Raw genomic sequence first — 19,150 nt, forward strand, 5'->3', positions numbered from 1 at the left:
GCTGCGTCATCACGCAGGGATTCGGACCGGACGCAAGAGATCGTCCCAAGGCCACCCGGCGTCGCCCTCATCTCCTGACCGCCTCCGTCGGGCAGGACCGGCATCCCGCGGGACGGCGGATACCCGGCCGGGTCACAGCCGAAGCCCCGGGAAGTCCCACGTCGAATTGCCGCATCACTGACGGAAGCCACCACACCGACGTCGAAGCCAAGACGACCTACCGAGGTGGGCGGCATCGTCTCGCCCACTGCCAGGGCGCCATCGCCAAGACGGCCGACAGCCTGGACGCGGTCAGCGCCATGGACACCGAGTTCGACACCAGCTTGATCACCCTGACGACCGCCACAGAGCACGACCAGCTGTGGCGCGCCTCGATCCCCTCTCGCGCACCTCTCGCCCCGCATACAGCGGGGCCGCTTCCGTAACATGAGGGACGTGACAGCACGTACGCAGCTCCGCCGTGCGCGATCGTCCTTCGGACGGTGGCGTGCGCTGCTGCTGCTCGGGCTGCTCGCCGGTCTGCTCGGCATGCACGCCCTCGGGCCTGCCGACGCGGTCGCGACAGGCGGCCATTCGCCACACCACTCCCCCGCCGTCACGACACACGCGGGTATGGGGACGGCCGACGAGTTCATCTGTCACGGCGCCGACAGCAGCGGCGGGCACACACAGCACGCCGATGCCACCTGCGCGTCCGGGGCGGTCGGCGCGGGGCCGGTTCTGCCCCCGCTGATGCCCGACCCCGTCGGTCCGGCCCCCTCCAACGATCACCTGCCCGGCGCCTTCACCGCCACACCCTGGGGCGGGCGTGCCCCGCCCACCCTGGCCGAACTGCAAATCCTGCGGATCTAGGACAAGGCCGAGCCGTACCCGCCCCACCGTCAGGGCGGATACAGGGCTCAGCCGTGTCCCGCGCCGATCGGCGCGCCCACCTTCGTACCTCGCAGGAGTACACCCATGACCAGCACCCGTTCCCTCGTCCGCCGTGCCGCCCTGGGCGTCACGGCCGTGACCGCAGCCCTCGTCCTCGCCGCCTGCGGCAACGGCGACGCCCCCTCCGACACCGGCTCCGGCACGCAGACGTCCGCCCCGACGAGCGCCGAGGACACCGCCGGCGCCCACAACGACCAGGACATCGACTTCGCGCAGGGCATGATCCCGCACCACCGGCAGGCCCTCCAGATGGCACAGATGGCACAGAGCCGGGCGTCCTCCGCCGAGGTCAAGGATCTCGCCTCCCGGATCGAGAAGGCCCAGGACCCGGAGATCGAGACCATGTCCGGGTGGCTGGAGACATGGGGTGAGGACGTACCCTCCGACATGCCCGGCATGGACCACGGCGGGCACGGTGACGACTCCTCCGACATGCCCGGAATGATGGGCACCGAGGACATGGACCAGCTCATGGAGGCCTCCGGCCATGACTTCGACACCATGTTCCTGACGATGATGATCGAGCACCACGAGGGCGCCGTGGACATGGCCGCCACCGAGAAGGACAAGGGTCAGTACGGGCCGGCCAAGACCCTGGCCGACGACATCATCACCGCGCAGACCGCCGAGATCGAGGAGATGAACGAACTCCTCGACAAGAACTGACGCTCCGCAGCGGGCGACGGGGCGGGTTCCCTGTTCCGTCGCCCGCTTCCCGCTCCTCGGCGCGTCTTGTGAAGAACCTCAACATGAGGGTTCTTTCCCGCGCAACCGCCGTCGTCACCGCGGTCATTCTCGCGGTCGCACCGGCCACGTGCTCCTCCGCGGCTGGTGCGACGTCCGGTATGACAGCGTGGCGAGCTTCGGCGAAGTGATGTTGGGACGCAGGAACTGTGACACCTTTCGACGCGGACCGGCCAAGGCGAGACGCACTGGTGTCTGTACAGACGTACGACGCACATGGCGCCATACATGCCGCCCCAGAAGGACGGGAGAGCTGCTGGAAAAGCAGCCGGGCAGCCCTCAAGCAGCGGTCTACTGAGTTTTTCGTTATTTCTGTGGTGTTTGGGGATGAATGGTCAGGCCGGTGTGGGTGAGGAAGGACTACGGGAGTTGCTCGCTGGAGCAGACTCGGCGGATGCCGCGTTCGGCGGCGTCAGCGACATCGGCGAGGTGGTCGCCGGCGAGGTTGGCCAGCTCGCGGGTCTTGATGGCCGACCACAGCAGTTCGACCGGGTTGAGCTCGGGTGCGTAGGCCGGCAGCCGCTCGAGGGTGAGCCAGTCCTGCTCGGCCACCCAGGCACGCATGCCCCGGCTCCAGTGGGCGGACAGTCCGTCCCACACCAACACCACCGGCTCACCGGCGTAGAAGGTCTTGATCTGTTCCAGTACCTCGATCAGGGAAGTGGTGTCGTAGCTGCCCGGCTTGAGGTGGAAGCACAACCGCGGGCCGCGTCCACTGTCGGCGGCGTGGTAGCCCAGCGCGGCGGCCATCCCGGCACGTTTCCAGTTCAGCCGGTGCCGCAGAGCAGGGGTGCGCCCGCGGGGCGCGTAGGTGCGACGCACCTCGGGCAGCAGCGACACGCCCGATTCGTCGAAGAACACGATCCAGGCACGTTTCTTCACTGCCCCTTTTTGATGCGCGGCCACTCGTGGGCGACCCATCGGGCGATCTCACACTCGTCCCGCTCGACGGCCTGGCGCCTGGGCCGCTGCAGACTCCACCCCAGCCGCCCGGTCAGCAAGCGCCATACCGAGGCCCGGGCCGACGTCACCCCGGTCACCCGCTCAACCACCACACCGACCCGTTCCAGCGTCCACAGATCCGCCTCGAACCCGGGCGCCCTGTTCATCCCCTGCGAGCGTAAATCGCTACGCGATGAGTTGATAATTGAGGATGGTGGCGGCGGTGCTGATGGTGCCGGGCATAAGGTGTCGGTAAGTCTTGAATGTGACGTCGATGTTCTTGTGGCCCATCCATTCGGCGACGTCGGTGATGGGAATGTTGTGAGTGAGGCAGTTGGAAGCGAAGAAGTGCCGCAGGCTGTAGATCACCATTCCCTCGGGGATATCGGCGTCGCCAGCTTTCTTGATGCGCTGCCATTGGTTGTTGAGGTAGTAGTGCGGGAACGGCCGGGACTGGTCCTGGGGGTGGCGGAGCAGGTAGCCGTCGGTGGTGCCGTGTGTGTCGGCGTACCGCTCGATAGTCTGCTTGACGTGGGCGGGCAGGGGGACGTCGCGGTATTCGCCGGTTTTGCGGTGTTTTAGGCGGGCGTACGTGCCGGTGGTCTGGTTGACCTGTTCGGTGATGCGGTAGACGTCGTCGGCGACGACGTTGCGGAGGTTGACGGCGGCGGCCTCGCCGTTGCGCATGCCGCAACCGCTCATCAGGTCGGTGATCAGCCGGAAACGGTCGTCGCCGGCCTCGCGTATCTGCCGCAGTTGCTGCGGTGAGGGGATGACCGCGCGCTTGGGGTCGTACTGGGGCGGTTTCACGCCCGCCAGGGGGTGGTCGTCGAAGAGGCCGAGGCGGTGGGCGTCCAGCAGGATCGCCTTGACTTTGTCGAAGGCGTTGGCCTGGGTGGCCAGCCCGACACCGGCGCGTTCCATGGACCGTATGAAGCTGTCGACGACCTTGTGGTCGAAGGTGTTCATCCGCCGACTGCCCAGCAGCGGCAGCATGTGGTGCTCCAGGAGGGAGTCCAAGTGCCGTACCGAGGCCGGACCGAGGTCACGCTGGCCGGCCTTCCACTCGGCCGCATACTCAGAGAACCGCATCGCCCCGTAGGCCGAGATCCGCTCCGCCTTTGTCCGGCCCTGAGGGCCAGTCTGCTTCCGAGCGTTGTAGACCTCCGCCAAACGCCCGATGGCCCGCTCCTGGGTCGCAAACCCCGACTCCTCCACCTGTCGCCCCGCTGCCGACCGGTAGCGGATTTTGTAAGAGTGCGGGCACTTCGACCACCGCGACCGCGGATGCTCACACTCCTTGAAAAACGAACCCATCCCACGAACCAACAAACGAGACACAGAAGAGAACGTCCGATCGTGCTGCGACAATGATCTAACGGCAAGTCGAGTCGTTTCCTAGACTCGGAATCCCTTTTGGGGCACGCTGCTGTTTCACCCAGGCATCTACTTCAGACACCTTAAAGCGAATCTTGGCATTTCCCCCTCCCCCAAAGCGATATGGAACGAGCCCCGAGCGGCTAGCGTTTCTGTAAACCCATGAAGCTGACACGTTCAGGTACTCAGCCACTTCCCGCACGCTCATGAACTGCATCAGAAAATATCCTCCTAAACCAGATCGCACACTGCCGCTCTCGTTGCGCTTCGCGGCTCTCATGTGCTGCTGATGCAATTCTCTGGCGGATCGCCGGTTTGGCTAACCGGCGATCTCACGCTATGTTGCCCCCTCCGGAGGCACCCAGACCCAATTGCCCTGTAGTACGGCAAGGAGTGTCGGGCTCGGGGACTGTCACCAGTCGACCTCTTGGGAACCGAACCGACACTGGCCGTACAAGGTGGCGAGGCGGTCCCGGCGGGCCGCCTACCCGCAGCAGGCGACATCGAGCAAAGTCCGTGCTCAGCAGACTCCCGAACGGTGCCGTCCACGTCGACGGCTCGTACCTCATGGGACGGAGCTGGCAACAACCAGAGGTGACACGGAACAGGCCCTCGAGACGATCCAGGCTGCCTATTGAGCGAGCTAGCCACTGGCTTCGCACCCGGCAGCGACTCGCTGGTCGTATGCGAATGTTGCAGCCAGCCCATCGGGGACTGATGGACACCATCGCTTCCGGGGGAAGCCTGCAACTCAAGCGTCCTGACCCAGAAGTCAGGGCTGGGTGCCTACTCGCCCAGCACGCCACTTGTCGGGTTTCCACAAGCGGCCACTCCCCTATACACGTTGATGGCCTCACACGACGGAACCCAACACTCCAGCGCCCGCGTCAGCGCAGAGTCAGGGCGCTGAGAACGCCTTGCGAGGGACACAAGTAGGGAGCGCACCGCGCCAGCCGAACTTGATGACTCGTCAGTAAAGTCAGCAAAAGGTCAGCAAGTGTTCGGCTAGAGCTGCCCACAGACGCCCATACTCTGGGAGTCGCAGGCAGCTTCAGAGGCACGTATGCGGCTGGAGCCGACGCGGGCGCTGCGGGATTCGTGCGTTGCCGGACAGGCGCAGCAGCGATCCTGTCCTATTGGCGTACGGCGCACTGTATCCGCAGGTCAGCGCACCCTTCCTCGCGGCTTCAAGGGTACGTTCGGCAGCTCCGGCGCGGGTAGTGGAGCCCCGTCGTACCCCTGTACCTCGCCGAAACGTGACCCCTTCATCCAGTCCTCGCGGGCCTGTACGATCTCGTCATGTGACCGTCCGATGAAGTTCCACCACATGACGATGTCCTCCTCGAAGGGCGGGCCGCCCAGGAGGATCAGGCGGGCCGGTCCCGTCGCCCGGTTGGCCAGGGTGAGGGTGGTGCGGCCGGGGGGTGCGTAGCCGAGTTCGGCGGGCTTCAGCGGCGTACCGGCGAGGAGGACGTCGCCGCTGTCGACGAGGACGCCGTGTTCGAAGCCGGGGTCGATGTCGAGGGTGACGTCGGCGCCCGGGGTGAGGGTGAGTTCGGCGCCGAGGAGCGGGGTGAAGGTGCGTACGGGTGAGGTGTCACCGGCGAGGGTGCCGAGGAAGACGCGGGCCTCGCCGCCGCCGTCGAGCGCGACCGGTGCGGGCACGTGGTGCTGGAAGTCCCGGCCGGCGTCGCGGTCCCGTTCGGGGAGGGCCACCCACAGCTGCACTCCGTGCAGGATCGTGGTGCGGTCGGTGGAGACCTCGGAGTGGCTGATGCCGCGGCCGCCCGTCATCAGGTTCAGCTCGCCGGGCCGTACGAAGGCGTGGACGCCGTGGCTGTCACGGTGCTCGATCTCGCCGCTGAACAGCCAGCTGACCGTCTGCAGTCCGGTGTGCGGGTGCGGCGGTACGCGCATGCCGCCGGACTCGCCGACGTCGTCGGGACCGTAGTGGTCGGCGAAGCACCAGGCGCCGATGAGGGTTCGGGCCCGCTGGGGCAGGGTGCGGCGCACGCGCATGGCCCGGGGGCCGCCGAGGGGCACGTCCCGGGCGGTGATGACCTCGATGTCCGGTGGCGGCGGTCCGTCGGCGTGCGCCCCGCAGAGGGACTCCGTGGGATGCGTTTCCGTGTTGCTCATGGTCGTCCTTCCACCGCCCGGGCCACCACCCAGGAAAGTTCCATTTTCAACTTAAGGCGATGATAGGACGCCCGGCCGGGGATCGCGCGGGGAACGCCGCCCCCGGACGGCCGGGGCTCAGCGGCGGGCCGCCGGCAGACCGGCCGCGGCCGGTGACCGGCCGTCGGTGTCGTCGGGAGCGGGACGGCGCGGGGCGGCGGGCACCATCAGCGGAGTACCGGTCTCGGGGTCGTCGATGATGCGGCAGGGCAGGCCGAAGACGTCCTGGACCAGCTCCGCGGTCATCACGTCCGCCGGGTTCCCGACGGCCGCGACGGTGCCGCCGGCCCGCATCACCACGAGGTGAGTGGCGTACCGGCAGGCCTGGTTGAGGTCGTGCAGGACCGCGACGACGGTGTGTCCCTGGCGCGCGTGCAGCTCGGCGCACAGGTCCAGCACCTCGATCTGGTGGGCGATGTCCAGGAAGGTGGTGGGTTCGTCCAGCAGCAGGACAGGGGTCTGCTGGGCGAGCACCATGGCGAGCCAGACCCGCTGGCGCTGTCCGCCGGACAGGTCGTCCACGGGCCGGTCGGAGAGGTCGAGCACACCGGTGCGGCGCATCGCCTCGACCACGGCGGTCTCGTCCTCCGCGGACCACTGCTTCAGCAGCCGCTGGTGCGGGTACCGTCCGCGGGCCACCAGGTCGCCCACCGTGATGCCACCGGGAGCGGTCGACGACTGCGGCAGCAGTCCCAGCCGGCGGGCGACCTCACGGGTGCGGTAGGAGGCGATGGCCGCTCCGTCGAGACGGACCTCGCCCGCCTTGGGGCGCAGCATCCGGGCCAAGGCCTTGAGGAGGGTGGACTTGCCGCAGGCGTTCGGTCCGACGATCACCGTGAAGGAGTGGTCGGGAATGTCGACGCCGAGGCCCGTGGCCACGGTCCGCCGGTCGTAGCAGAGGGTCAGGTTGTCGGCCCGCAGGCGGGGTTCGGGGGTGCGGTTTCCTGTCATGCGCGGCTCTTTCGCGACTCGGTGACCAGCAGCCAGATGAGGTACAGCCCGCCGATGGTGCCCGTCGCCGCTCCCACCGGGAGCAGGGCGTCGGTGAACAGCCGCTGCACGGCGAGGTCGCTCGCGGTGAGCAGCACGGCGCCCATGAGGGCGGTGGGCACCAGGGCGGGGGTGGAGGACCGGGTCAGCCGCCGGGCCACCTGGGGGGCGGCCAGCGCGATGAACCAGATGGGTCCGGCGACGGCGGTGGCGAACGCGGCCAGCGCGACGCAGACGACGAGCAGCAGGGTGCGGGTGCGGGCCACGCCGACGCCGAGGGCCGTCGCCGTGAGGTCGCCCATCTCCACCATGGCGAGCCGGCGGGCGAGCAGGAAGGCGACCGGGAGGAGGACGAGGACGGCGATGCCGATGGCGTTGGCCTGGCTCCAGCCGCGGTTGTTCAGGCTGCCGAGGAGCCACGCCTGGGCCTCCAGCGCCTCCTGGAAGGTGGCCCTGGTGATCAGGTACGAGTTGACGGCCAGCAGCAGGGCGCTCACCCCGATGCCGATGACGACCAGCCGGAACCCCTGCAGCCCGCGGCCCGCGATGAGCAGGGTGACGGCGGCGGCGGTGGCGAGACCGCCGATGAGCGCGCCGATCGCGATCTGGGTCATGCTGCCGTGCAGCACGATGATGACGGTCAGGGCGCCGACGGCGGAGCCGTTGGTGAAGCCGATGACGTCGGGGCTGCCGAGCGCGTTGCCGGTGAGGCTCTGCAGGATCCCTCCGCTGACGGCGAGGGCGGCGCCGACGCACACCCCGGTGACCAGGCGCGGCATGCGCAGGGTGTTGACGATGAAGTCCGCGCCGGGTGACCCGCTGCCGGTCAGTGCCTGCACCACCTCGGTCACGGAGAGCTCGAAGTCCCCCGTGGTCAGGCTGACGCCCATGAGCACGATAAGCACCGCGAGGAGTACGGTGCCGACGGCCACGGAGCGGCCGGGGACACGCAGCGACAGCCCGGCTCCCCGGGTGCGCACGACCAGCCCGCTGACCACGCGGGGCGCCGGGGTCTTGCCGGGTGCCGGTGGTGCGGCGGTGACGTCCGCGCGGTGTACGGGGCTCACAGCATGACCAGCTTCCGGCGACGGCACAGCGCGATGAACAGCGGGGCGCCCAGGAACGCGGTGACGATCCCGACCTGGACCTCGCCCGGGGCGCCGATGACACGGCCCAGGACGTCGGCGCCGATCAGCAGGACCGGCGCCAGCAGCATCGAGTACGCCATCACCCACCGCTGGTCGGGTCCGACGACGAACCGGGCCACGTGCGGGACCGCGAGGCCGACGAAGCCGATCGGCCCGGCGGCGGCCGTGGCGGCGCCGCACAGCAGCATGACGGCGACGGCGCCCAGCACGCGGGTGCGCCCGACGTGCACGCCGAGGGCGCGGCCCAACTGGTCGCCCATGGCGAGCGCGTTGAGCGCGGGGGCGAGCGCGAGGGCGAGCAGCACGCCGACGACGACGAACGGCAGGACCGTCAGGAGGACGTCGGAGGTGCGGCCGGCGAGCGAGCCGGCGGTCCAGAAGCGGAACTGGTCGAAGGCGCGCGGACGCAGCAGCAGCACCGCCGAGTTGAAGGCGTACAGGACGGCGGTGACGGCCGCGCCCGCGACGACCAGCCGGTCGGGGGTGGCCACGGCCCGCCCGGCGGAGCCCAGCAGGTGGACCACCAGCGTCGCCGTGACGGCGCCCAGGAGCGCGAACCACACCTGGCCCAGCACCGATCCGACGCCCAGGAAGGCGATGCCCACGACCACTCCGGTGGAGGCGCCCAGATTCACGCCGAGCAGTCCGGGGTCGGCCAGCGGGTTGCGGGTCATGGCCTGCATCAGCGCGCCGGCCAGTCCGAGGGCCGTACCGACCAGGAGGCCGAGGACGGTGCGGGGGATGCGGTAGTCGTGGACGATGACCGAGGTCTCGGAGCCGTCGGGGTTCCACAGCAGGGTCCACGTCGTGGTGAACGGGATGCCCTGGGTGCCCACCCACACGCTGGTCAGGGCGACGAGGACGAGCGCGGTCAGGGCGAGGACGAGGCCGAGGGAGCGCAGGGTGGTGGTGCCGCGGCGCGCTCCGGGAACGGCTGCGGCGGAGGGCCGGCGGGTGGGCACCGCCCGGGTTTCGACCGTCAACGACACTCCCCCTGGCGGTGGTCCGCGAGGCCGGCACGGGATGTACGGAACGGCGTGCACGACCGGCGAGTTCAGCTTAGGCGAGGCTAACCGAAGGAGAAGCCGGTGGTCAACGAGCCGCCCTGCGTGGGGTGTTGGGGCGCGCGGGTGTGACCGCGGGGGCGGGAGCGCGCTCCGCGCCGTGTACCTGGGCGGTCGCGTTCAGAGTAGCCTTGCCTAACCTACTGACCACCGCGGAGGTGCGGCACATGCCGGCTGGAGGACCGACCGGGGGGCACGTCCTCCGTGGCGCGATCAGGGGCCGGCGGCGCAGTGTCGTCGCGGCGTCGCTCCTCGGCATGGGGCACCAGACGTGCGAGGCCCTGGTTCCCGTGATCGTGGGCGTGATCATCGACGAGGCGGTGGCCAAGGGCTCCTCGGGCACGCTGCTGCGACTGCTGGTGCTGCTCGGTGTCGTCTTCCTGGTCCTGTCGACGTGTTACCGCGTGGGCGCCCGGATCACGGAGGCGGCGGGCGAGCAGGCCACGCACCGGCTGCGCCTGGATCTCGGCGCCCGGGTGCTCGACCCGCGCGGTGGCGCCGACGCCGACCGGCTCCCCGGCGCGCTGACCAGCATCGCCACCAACGACGCCCGGCGCGTGGGCGCGGCGGTGACCGTCCTGTCGTACGGCGCGTCGGCGCTCGCCGCGCTCGCGGTGAGCGCGGTGGCGCTGCTGCGGATCTCGGTGCCGCTCGGCCTGCTGGTCCTGCTCGGCATCCCGCCGCTGCTGTGGCTGGGCCATCGCATCAGCGGGCCGCTGGAGCGCCGCAGCGAGACCGAGCAGGAGCGGGCCGCCCACGCCTCGGGCGTCGCGGCGGACCTGGTGGACGGGCTGCGCGTGCTGAAGGGGATGGGCGCCGAGTCGGCGGCCGTGTCGCGGTACCGGCGGACCAGTCAGGACTCGCTGGCGGCGGCGCTGCGCGCCGCGCGGAGCCGGGCCGGGCACGAGGGGGCGGTGCTGGCGCTGACCGGTGTGTTCATCGCGGTGATCGCGGTGGTGGGCGCGTATCTGGCGATGCGTGGCACGATCAGTGTCGGTGAGCTGGTGGCGGCGGTGGGGCTGGCGCAGTTCCTGCTCGGCCCGTTCCAGCTGCTGACCTTCGTCAACGCCGAGTTCGCCCAGGGCCGTGCGTCGGCCCGCCGGATCGCGGAGGTGCTGGCGGCGCCCGCCGCCGTGGAACCGGGCGGCGCCGCACTCCCCGATCCGGTGGCCGGCCGGCTGCGGCTGCGGGGCGTCACGCTCGGCGCGCTGCGGGGCGTCGACCTCGACCTCGCGCCGGGGTCCCTGACCGGCGTCGTGACCGGGGATCCGGCCGCGGCGCAGGACCTGCTGCGCTGTCTGGCCCGGGAGGCGGACCCCGCGGACGGCGTGATCGAACTCGACGGCGTGCCGCTGACGGACCTCCACCCCGACGACGTACGCCGCGCGGTGCTGGTGGCACCGCACGACGCGGACCTGTTCGAGACGAGTCTCCTGGACAACGTGCGCGGGCCGGACACGCCCGCGACCGCCGTGGAGCGGGCGCTCACCGCCTCCGCGGCCGACGAGGTGGCCAGGCTGCTGCCCGACGGTGCGGACGGCGTGCTCACGGAGCGCGGACGCTCGCTCTCCGGCGGGCAGCGGCAGCGGGTCGCGCTGGCCCGGGCGCTCGCCGCCGACCGGCCCGTCCTCGTCCTGCACGACCCGACCACCGCGGTGGACACGGTCACCGAGTCCCGGATCGCGGCCCGGCTGCGGGACCTGCGCCGGGACCGCACCACGGTGCTGGTCACCACCAGCCCCGCGCTGCTCGCGGTGACCGACCGGGTGGTGGTGCTCGACGGCGGCGCGGTGACCGCCGAGGGCCGGCACGCCGACCTCGTCGCCGCCGACCCGGCCTACCGTGCGGCGGTCCTGGCATGAGCCGCAGGGGAACCGGCGCGAGCGACACCGATGAGCGGACCGACGACGCACCGATCGAGGAGACCATGAGCCGCACCGGCCCCGCCGACCGTGCCCTGCTCCCGACCGCCGGCGGCGCCGAGACATGGGCCGCCCTGCGCGAGATGCTGCGCGGCCACCGGCTCGCGACGGTGACGGCGGTGGGCGTGCTGGTCGCCGGAACGGGCATCGGCCTGCTGACGGCGCCCCTGCTGGGGCACGTGGTGGACCTGGTGGTGGAGCGGCGCGGCACGGACGCGCTGGTCGTGCCGATGGTGCTGCTCGTCGCGGTGGCCGTGGCACGCGGTGCGGCCACGGCGGTCGGCAGCGCACTCGTCGCCCGGCTGGGCGAGACCGTGCTCGCCGCGCTGCGCGAACGGTTCGTCGAGCGGGCGCTCGCGCTGCCGTTGGAGCGGGTCGAGGAGGCCGGCTCGGGCGACCTGGTGTCCCGGGTGACGGGCGACGTGTCCGTGATCGCCAAGTCGGTGCGGCAGGCCCTGCCGGAGTTCTCCCGCTCCGCCTTCACCATCGTGCTCACCCTGGTGGGCCTCGCCGTCCTCGACTGGCGGTTCCTGGCCGCCGCGTTGTGGGCGGTGCCCGTGCAGGTGCTGGCCGTGCGCTGGTACCTGCGCCGGGCCGCTCCCGTGTACGCCGAGCACCGGGTGGCCACGGGTGCACTCCAGCACCAGCTGCTGGACAGCGTCGGCGGTGTCCGCACCGTCCGCGCGTTCCGGCTGAACGGGCCTCAGCTGGACCTCATGGAGCAGCGGTCGCGGGCCGCGATGGGCCTGGCGCTGCGCGGCATCCACGTCGTCACCGGGTTCTTCTCCCGGCTCAACCTGGCCGAGTTCATCGGCATGACGTCCGTCCTGGTCACCGGTTTCCTGCTGGTCGACAACGGGGCGGTGAGCATCGGTACGGCGACCGCGGCCGCCCTGTACTTCCACAGTCTGTTCAACCCGGTCAACGCGGCGCTGTTCCTCCTCGACGACGTGCAGTCCGCGGGTGCGAGCCTCGCCCGGCTGGTCGGCGTCTCCGGCCCGGCCGCGGCACCGGAGCCGGACGGCCGGGCCGCGCCCGTGGACGGCTCGGTCAAGGTCTCCTCCCTCGACTACGCCTACGTGCCCGGCCACCCGGTCCTGCAGGACGTCGGCCTGGAGGTGAACGCCGGGGAGCGGGTCGCGCTGGTCGGGTCCAGCGGTGCGGGCAAGACCACCCTCGCCAAGCTGATCGCGGGCGTGCACCGGCCGGCCCGCGGGTCCGTCACGCTGGGCGGGGCCGACGCCCGGGAGCTGGGCCCGTCGGGCGTCCGCAGGGCGGTCACGCTCATCAGCCAGGAGGTCCACGTCTTCGCCGGTCCGCTCGCCGAGGACCTGCGGCTGGCCCGGCCGGACGCCGACGACGAGGCGCTGCGGGCCGCCCTGGCCACGGTGGGCGCGCTGGAGTGGGCCGAGGCGCTGCCCGACGGCCTGGACACGGTCGTCGGCGAGGGCGGGCACCGGCTGACGGTGACCCAGGCGCAGCATCTGGCGCTGGCCCGGCTTGTCCTCGCCGATCCGCCGATCGCCATCCTGGACGAGGCGACGGCCGACGCGGGCAGCGCGGGCGCGCGCGTCCTGGAGACGGCGGCGCTGAAGGCCCTCGAGGGGCGCACGGGCCTGCTGGTGGCGCACCGTCTGCCGCAGGCGGCGACCGCCGACCGGATCGTGGTCCTCGACCGGGGCCGGGTCGTGGAAACCGGCACGCACGGGGAACTGGTCGCGGCGGGCGGCCACTACGCACGCCTGTGGGCCGCCTGGTCGGCCAGCCGACCGGGGACGACCGCGGACGCGGCGGGCGTGGCGGGCGTGGCGGGCGACGAGGGGTAGGTGCCCGGCGAGCGGGTGCGGGCGGTCGGTGGCGAGAGGTGTTCGAGGGACGGGGCGGTCCGCCGGGATCGGGCGGTGAGGGCCTTCGGCCCGTTCTGACCACGAACGCGGGCGGTGGCCGTGGCACCGAACTCACCGAACTCCTCGGTTCCGTGGCGCGCGCGGGCGCCGGCCGGTGAAGTGGAAAGGCGCGGTGCGGGCACGACGGAGTGGAGCGAGCGTCCCCGGCGCCGGTGAAGGCCGGGACGGGCGGGAGGAGGCGGCGGTCGGCGCCGGGCGGCAGGCCGGCGCCGGTCACGGGCACCGCCGCGCCGGTCCCACCGACCGCCGCGCACCCGTGGTCATCGCATCGTAACGGTACTCGACCTGCGGGCCGGCACTCGTGCGGCGGCGGACCCTGCCGTCCCAGATGTGGGCACGGGCTCCCGACGGGGTGCCTCGACCACGTCGCGGAGCTGTGAGCGGGCGGTGATGCCCAGTTTGGGGAACACCCGGTAGAGGTGGGAGCCGACCGTGCGCGGCGAGAGGAACAGCTTCTCTCCGATCTCACGGTTCGTCAGGCCGCGGGCCGCCAGGTGGACGATCTGCTGTTGCTGAGGGCTGAGTTCGGTGAGGGCATGAGGCATCGCCACGGTGGCCTCGACGCCGCCGGCGCGCAGTTCTGCCTGTGCCCGCTCCGCCCACGGCCGCGCGCCCAGCCGCTGGAAGGTCTCCAGGGCGGCGCTCAGCAGCGGACGGGCCTCGGCGATTCGGCGCCGGCGCCGGAGCCACTCCCCGTAGTCGAGCCGGGCCTGCGCCCGTTCGAAGGGCCGCTGCTCACCCGTCGGCTCGGCGAGCGCCGCCCGGAAGTACGGCTCGGCGTGTTCGGGATCCGCCAGCAGGGCGCGGCCCCGGTCGATCAGGGCGGCCACTCGTGCCGACATGCCCGTGCCGAGACGCCGCGCCGATCGTTCCAGCAGTGCGGCGGCGTCCTCCCGCCGGCCTGTGCGGGCGGCTGCCGCGGCGACGTCGGCCAGGACGGTGTAGGAGACGTGGTAGTGAACCGGATCGCCGTCGTCGGTGAAAGCGGACCGGAACTGCGTGTACGCGGTGTCGTGGTCGCCCTCCGCCACCGCCGCCAGGCCCAGGGCCCGACGGGCGAAGACCGCGACGGAGCGGCTTTCCAGCGGATCGACGAGAGCCAGGGCGCGCTCGGCGAGCCGGCGGGCGGTGGCCGTGTCACCGCGCAGGCCGGCCACCGTGGCGTCGACTGCCCGGGCACACGCCTCGGCGTGGTCGAGTCCGGCCGACGACGCCACCGCCGAGATCTCGGCGGCCACTGATCGGGCCTCGGCCCATCGGCCCTGCTCCAGGCGGGTCCAGCCGGCCGCGCATCCCAGTCCGTCCGGGAGCTGTCCACGGGCCTGCCACTGGTCGAATGCCTCGTCGAAGGTCCGGCCGGCGAGGGTCGTCTCGTCCAGCAGCCAGGCGACGACGGCCAGCGCGGTGAGGTGACCGGCGTCGCCCCTGGCCTCGGCGATGAGCCCGGGCAGCACCGGTGCGAGGGCGGCTCCCGCGCTGCCGGGGTCGGAGACGGCACGTACCCAGACGCGCAGGGCCGCTCCGGCGGCATCGTCGGGCAAGCGGCAGAACAGGTCCTGGATCCGGCGCTGTTGGGACTTTTCGCCCGAGTAGTAGCGGACCACCGCCGCCGCGGCCAGCGCGTCGAGCGCGAGGGGCGACCGGGCGTCCGCCGCCTCGTCGGCGACCCGCATGAGCAGCGCGAATGCTGCGGTGTGACGGGGTCCCAGGGACATGAGCCGTCCGGTGGCCAGCGCAGCCCTGCCCAGCAGTGCCTGGTCGTCGGTGCACTCACGGACTGCGGCGGCCAGGTGTTCCACCCAGCCGAGCTGGCCGGTGAAGACGGCGGTGGCGGCGGCTTCGGTCAGAAGCCGCGCCCGGTCCTCGCGGCGCGGGCTGAGTTGCGCGGCGCGCTCCTGGGCCGCGGCGGCGGCCGCGAAGCCACCCCGGCGCCGGGCCCGGTCGGCCGTCCGCTGCAGGGCGGCCGACACGTCCTGGTCGGGGCGTACGGTCGCGGCGGCGAGGTGCCAGGCGCGGCGGTCGGGCTCCTCGCGCAGCAACTCCGCGAGAGCGAGGTGGGCCCGGCGGCGTTCCTCGAACGACGCGGCGTGGTAGACGGCGGAGCGGACGAGCGGGTGACGGAAGGAGGTGCCGGATCCGTCCCGGCGTACGAGGCCGGCCCGTTCCGCGGGTGCCCACGCCCGGTCGTCCGCCTCGGGAAGTCCCACGGCCGCCGCCTGAACGTCCGCCGCGTCGGCTGCCGCGAGCAGGAGCAGGACGCGGCGGGTCGGTTCGGGCAGGTCCGCCGCCTGTCCCGCGAAGATCCGCTCCAGCCGGTCGGTGACCGGCAGCGGGCCCTCCATGCCACCGGCCCCGGGGTGCCGTACCGCGGTGGCGTGGGCGAGTTCCACCAGGGCCAGTGGGTTGCCGGCCGCCTCCTGGAGGATGCGCGCCCGGGTCCGGCCGGTGGGCGGCGCAGGCTGCCGGTCCAACAGCCGGTTGGCCGCCTCGGCCTCCAGTGGGCCGAGTTCGAGGCGCTCGTACCGCCTGTCGAATCCGGGCAGTGCGGCCGCGGTGCGGACTCCGACCAGCAGCGTGACGGGCTCGCTGTCCATGCGTCGCGCCACGAAGGAGAGAACGTCCAGTGATCCACGGTCGATCCACTGCGCGTCGTCGGCCACCACCAGGAGCGGGGCGGTTTCCGCCAGGTCCGACAACAGGGTCAGCACCGCCAGACCGACGAGCATCGCGTCGGGAGGCTGCGCACACTCCTCGAGCCCCAGGACGCCACGGAGCGCGGAGCGCTGCCGCGACGGCAGGCCGTCCGCTGCGCCGAGCACCGGGCGCAGCAACTGGTGAAGACCGGCGAATCCGAGGTGCGCCTCGGATTGGCTCCCCACCGCCCGCAGCACTCGGCCACCCGCATCCCGTGCGCGATCGGCTGCGAGGTCGAGCAGCGTGCTCTTTCCGGCACCGGGGTCACCCGCGACGATCAACACGTCGCTGTGGGACCGATCGGCGGTCACCCGCCGGATGATTTCCGCGGTCTCGGTTTCTCGGCCCACCACCGCCGGACCGGAATTCCGCGTCGAGCGCCGGTCCCCACGAACTCTTCCATCGTTTTCCACGGATGCTCCAAGCGACGAGATCTCCCCGGACGCCGGCGCGGGGAACCGCCACAGCGCCCGCAGGAGCGGTGACCAACCTGCTCGGAGCACCTGAGCGCCGTCCGCGTCCGGGATATTCCGGCCATGGCGTCCACGGAGTTGCAGTCAGCCGTGAAAGTCGGGGCCGGCCACCGCACACGACACGGCCGCCGAGCGGGCCCGGGGATCCGGCTGGCGGCTCGTGAATGCGGCGGTGCAGCCACGTGCGCCGCAGGCACAGGTGCAGTCACCTGACGGATACCGCGCCCGCCGGGGCCACTCGTACCGTTCCGGAAATGCCTCCCCATTCTCCAGGTGGTTCCATGGAACAGCTCACGCTCGGCAACGTCTCCATCACACGCGTACGGGAATACTACGGTTCCGTCGGGATGGAGCCCCACACCTTCTTCCCGGACAGCTCGCAGGAAGTCTGGAAGGACGGCGTCCACTGGCTGGCCCCGCACTTCCTGGACTCCGCGACCGGGTCGGTGAATTCCGCGATCCAGACCTGGCTGCTGCGCAGCGGCGGCAAGACCGTCCTCGTCGACACCGGCGTGGGTAACCACAAGGAGCGCCCGTACGCGCCGGTCTGGGGTCACCTCAGGACGAACTTCCTGGACAACCTCGCCCGGGCAGGTGTCCGGCCCGAGGACGTGGACATCGTCATCAACACGCATCTCCACGTCGACCACGTCGGCTGGAACACGTACCTGGACGGGCGGCAGTGGGTTCCCACCTTCCCCAACGCCACGTACCTGATGCCGAAGGACGACTTCGACTTCTGGAACCCGGAGAACAACCGCACGTCGGTGTTCGGCCGCGGCAACCAGAACGTGTTCGAGGACAGCGTGGCCCCGGTGCACCGGGCCGGGCAGGCGCTGCTGTGGGAGAACGGCTACCGGATCGACGGTGACCTGCGTCTGGAGCCGGCTCCCGGCCACACCCCCGGCTCCTCCGTGCTGATCCTCGACTCCGGGACGGACCGCGCGGTGTTCGTGGGTGACCTGCTGCACAACCCGGTGCAGATCGTCGAGCCGGACGCCAACAGCTGCTTCTGCGAGGACCCCGCGGGCGCCCGCGCCACCCGCCGCAAGGTCCTGGGCTGGGCGGCCGACAACAACGCGCTCGTCGTCCCCGCGCACCTGGGCGGCCACGGCGCCGCCGAAATCGTGCGGAGGGGCACCACGTTCGACATCAAGGGCTGGGCGCCCTTCACCCCGTACGCCGAGCAGAGCTGACACCCGAGGAAGGGCATCTCCGTGAGCACACGACCCGACGCCGTCGTCACCACCGCGCAGGGAGCCGTCCGCGGCCTGCACAGGGACGACGGCACCGCCACCTTCCTGAACATCCCCTACGCTGCTCCTCCGCTGGGCGCCGGCCGGTTCACCCCGCCGCAGCCGCACGAACCCTGGGACGGCGTACGGGACGCCACCGCGCCCGGCCCCAACGCCCCGCAGTCCCGGCGCAGGCTCGGCCGCATCGACATGGCCCCCTACTTCGGTGCCGGCTGGAGCCGCGGCGAGGACTACCTCACCGTCAACGTCTTCCGGCCCGCGGCCGGTGACCGGGACCTGCCCGTGATGGTGTTCGTCCACGGCGGCGGGTTCGTCGCCGGATCGACTCGGTCCGCGCTGTACGACGGTTCCGCCTTCGCCCGCGACGGCGTCCTCCTGGTCACACTCAACTACCGGCTCGGCATCCTCGGGTTCCTCGACATCCCCGGGGCGCCCGCCAACCGCGGCCTGCTCGACGTCGTCGCCGCACTGCGCTGGGTGCAGGAGAACATCGCCGCCTTCGGCGGTGACCCGGACAACGTCACCCTCTTCGGCCAGTCGGCCGGGGCGACCGTCGTCGGCGGCGTCCTCGCCACTCCTGAGGCCGCGGGCCTGTTCCGTCGGGCGATCGTGCAGAGCGGCAGCGGCCTGGGTGCGTTCACCACCGAACAGGCCGCCCGTGTCACCAGGGCCGCGGCCGAGGAACTGGGCATCGAGCCGCACGTCGGCGCCTTCGCGGACATCTCCGACGAGCGCCTGGTGGCGGCAGCCTCCGAACTCGCGGGCATCGACCTGCGGACCGCCACCCACCACGACCCGCTGATCGGCCTCAGTCCCTTCAGCCTGGTGCTCGACACGCAGCCCGCCGAATCCGTCGCCGCCGGCATGGGCGCCGACGTCGACCTGCTCGTCGGGACCAACACCGAGGAGGGCAACCTCTACCTGGTTCCGGTGGACCTGTACGCCACGTCGACCGCCGGGGACGTCGACGACACCGCGGCGCGCTCGCACCCGAAGCCCGCGCAGCTCGTGGAGACGTACCGCACCACCCGCCCCGGGGCGTCCTTCGGTGAGCTGCGGTCGGCCGTCATGGGCGACGCGCTGTTCGGCGCGGGCAGCTGGGCCCTGGCCGGCGCGCATGCCGCCCACCCCCGGTCCGCCACGTTCAGCTACGAGTTCGCCTGGCGCTCCCATGCCCTGGGCGGAGACCTCGGCGCCACCCACGCGGTGGAGCTCCCCTTCGTCTTCGACATCGCGGGACTCCCGCGGCTGGCGGGTGAGGGCGCCCTGCTGGGCCCCGACAAGCCCCCCGCGGACCTCGCCGCACGCACACACGAGGCCTGGATCCGCTTCGCCAGGACCGGCGACCCCGGCTGGGACCGGTACGACACCACACGCCGGGCCACGATGCGCATCGACGCCGAGTGGACCCAGGTCGACGACCCCCGCAGCAGGGAACGGCAGGCCTGGGCCGGCCCGTCCCGCACGGATCGCTCCGTGCGCCCCTGCGTCGAGGACACTCCGTGACAGGAACGCGATGACG

15 protein-coding genes are annotated in these 19,150 nt (G+C 71.7%); 6 read left to right on the top strand and 9 right to left on the bottom strand.

The genetic code is table 11. The annotated features are described in order from the left end of the window. Positions 1 to 426: 426 nt before the first annotated feature. Together FGW31_RS01370 and FGW31_RS01375 are read left to right on the top strand one after the other, a co-directional pair. Positions 427 to 852: a DUF6153 family protein gene (locus tag FGW31_RS01370; RefSeq protein WP_202431988.1), complete on the top strand. Its 426-nt coding sequence runs from the start codon at positions 427 to 429 to the stop codon at positions 850 to 852. A 105-nt stretch (positions 853 to 957) separates the two neighbouring features. Continuing rightward, positions 958 to 1,599, top strand: a complete 642-nt coding sequence (locus tag FGW31_RS01375; RefSeq protein WP_142191406.1) for a DUF305 domain-containing protein — start codon at positions 958 to 960, stop codon at positions 1,597 to 1,599. 438 nt (positions 1,600 to 2,037) lie between these two features. On the opposite strand, the gene FGW31_RS01380 is transcribed toward FGW31_RS01375, so the two are convergent. From FGW31_RS01380 to FGW31_RS01415, 8 genes are all read right to left on the bottom strand, one after another. Then, positions 2,038 to 2,559, bottom strand: a complete 522-nt coding sequence (locus FGW31_RS01380; RefSeq protein ID WP_142191407.1) for a transposase — start codon at positions 2,557 to 2,559, stop codon at positions 2,038 to 2,040. Then, complete coding sequence (locus FGW31_RS01385; RefSeq protein ID WP_142191408.1) at positions 2,556 to 2,786, bottom strand: winged helix-turn-helix domain-containing protein; 231 nt, start codon at positions 2,784 to 2,786, stop codon at positions 2,556 to 2,558. The genes FGW31_RS01380 and FGW31_RS01385 overlap by 4 nt, the downstream gene beginning before the upstream one ends. 19 nt (positions 2,787 to 2,805) lie before the next feature. Next, positions 2,806 to 3,615 (bottom strand): tyrosine-type recombinase/integrase, encoded by an 810-nt coding sequence (locus FGW31_RS01390; protein WP_233452332.1) that lies wholly within the window; start codon positions 3,613 to 3,615, stop codon positions 2,806 to 2,808. Positions 3,616 to 3,994: 379 nt separating this feature from the next. Further along, positions 3,995 to 4,276, bottom strand: a complete 282-nt coding sequence (locus tag FGW31_RS36155) for a helix-turn-helix domain-containing protein (protein WP_142191410.1) — start codon at positions 4,274 to 4,276, stop codon at positions 3,995 to 3,997. 884 nt (positions 4,277 to 5,160) lie between these two features. Then, positions 5,161 to 6,135, bottom strand: coding sequence for a pirin family protein (locus FGW31_RS01400; RefSeq protein ID WP_142191411.1), 975 nt, complete (start codon positions 6,133 to 6,135; stop codon positions 5,161 to 5,163). A 117-nt stretch (positions 6,136 to 6,252) separates the two neighbouring features. Next, a complete protein-coding gene (locus tag FGW31_RS01405) occupies positions 6,253 to 7,125 on the bottom strand; it encodes an ABC transporter ATP-binding protein (protein ID WP_142191412.1) in 873 nt (290 codons plus the stop codon). Then, a complete protein-coding gene (locus FGW31_RS01410; RefSeq protein WP_142191413.1) occupies positions 7,122 to 8,231 on the bottom strand; it encodes a FecCD family ABC transporter permease in 1,110 nt (369 codons plus the stop codon). Before FGW31_RS01410 ends, FGW31_RS01405 begins: the two co-directional genes overlap by 4 nt. Then, positions 8,228 to 9,295 (bottom strand): FecCD family ABC transporter permease, encoded by a 1,068-nt coding sequence (locus tag FGW31_RS01415; RefSeq protein ID WP_220450343.1) that lies wholly within the window; start codon positions 9,293 to 9,295, stop codon positions 8,228 to 8,230. The genes FGW31_RS01410 and FGW31_RS01415 overlap by 4 nt, the downstream gene beginning before the upstream one ends. Positions 9,296 to 9,543: 248 nt before the next feature. Here FGW31_RS01415 and FGW31_RS01420 point away from each other — a divergent pair, with 248 nt between their 5' ends. Continuing rightward, positions 9,544 to 11,238 carry an ABC transporter transmembrane domain-containing protein gene (locus FGW31_RS01420; RefSeq protein ID WP_142191414.1) on the top strand — a complete coding sequence of 565 codons (1,695 nt, stop codon included), beginning with the start codon at positions 9,544 to 9,546 and terminating at the stop codon, positions 11,236 to 11,238. Continuing rightward, positions 11,235 to 13,124, top strand: coding sequence for an ABC transporter ATP-binding protein (locus tag FGW31_RS01425; protein WP_220450342.1), 1,890 nt, complete (start codon positions 11,235 to 11,237; stop codon positions 13,122 to 13,124). The genes FGW31_RS01420 and FGW31_RS01425 overlap by 4 nt, the downstream gene beginning before the upstream one ends. A 341-nt stretch (positions 13,125 to 13,465) precedes the next feature. Here FGW31_RS01425 and FGW31_RS01430 read toward each other — a convergent pair whose 3' ends face one another. Then, on the bottom strand, positions 13,466 to 16,312 hold the full coding sequence (locus FGW31_RS01430) for a helix-turn-helix transcriptional regulator (RefSeq protein ID WP_142191415.1): 2,847 nt from the start codon (positions 16,310 to 16,312) through the stop codon (positions 13,466 to 13,468). A gap of 341 nt (positions 16,313 to 16,653) precedes the next feature. On the opposite strand from FGW31_RS01430, the gene FGW31_RS01435 reads away from it, so the two are divergent. Together FGW31_RS01435 and FGW31_RS01440 are read left to right on the top strand one after the other, a co-directional pair. Beyond that, positions 16,654 to 17,568 carry an MBL fold metallo-hydrolase gene (locus FGW31_RS01435; protein ID WP_142191416.1) on the top strand — a complete coding sequence of 305 codons (915 nt, stop codon included), beginning with the start codon at positions 16,654 to 16,656 and terminating at the stop codon, positions 17,566 to 17,568. A gap of 21 nt (positions 17,569 to 17,589) precedes the next feature. Then, the gene (locus FGW31_RS01440) at positions 17,590 to 19,134 is read left to right on the top strand and encodes a carboxylesterase/lipase family protein (protein WP_142191417.1); all 1,545 of its coding nucleotides are present in this window, start codon (positions 17,590 to 17,592) and stop codon (positions 19,132 to 19,134) included. Positions 19,135 to 19,150 lie beyond the last annotated feature (16 nt).

This window comes from Streptomyces calvus (assembly GCF_006782915.1).
Classification (GTDB): domain Bacteria; phylum Actinomycetota; class Actinomycetes; order Streptomycetales; family Streptomycetaceae; genus Streptomyces; species Streptomyces calvus.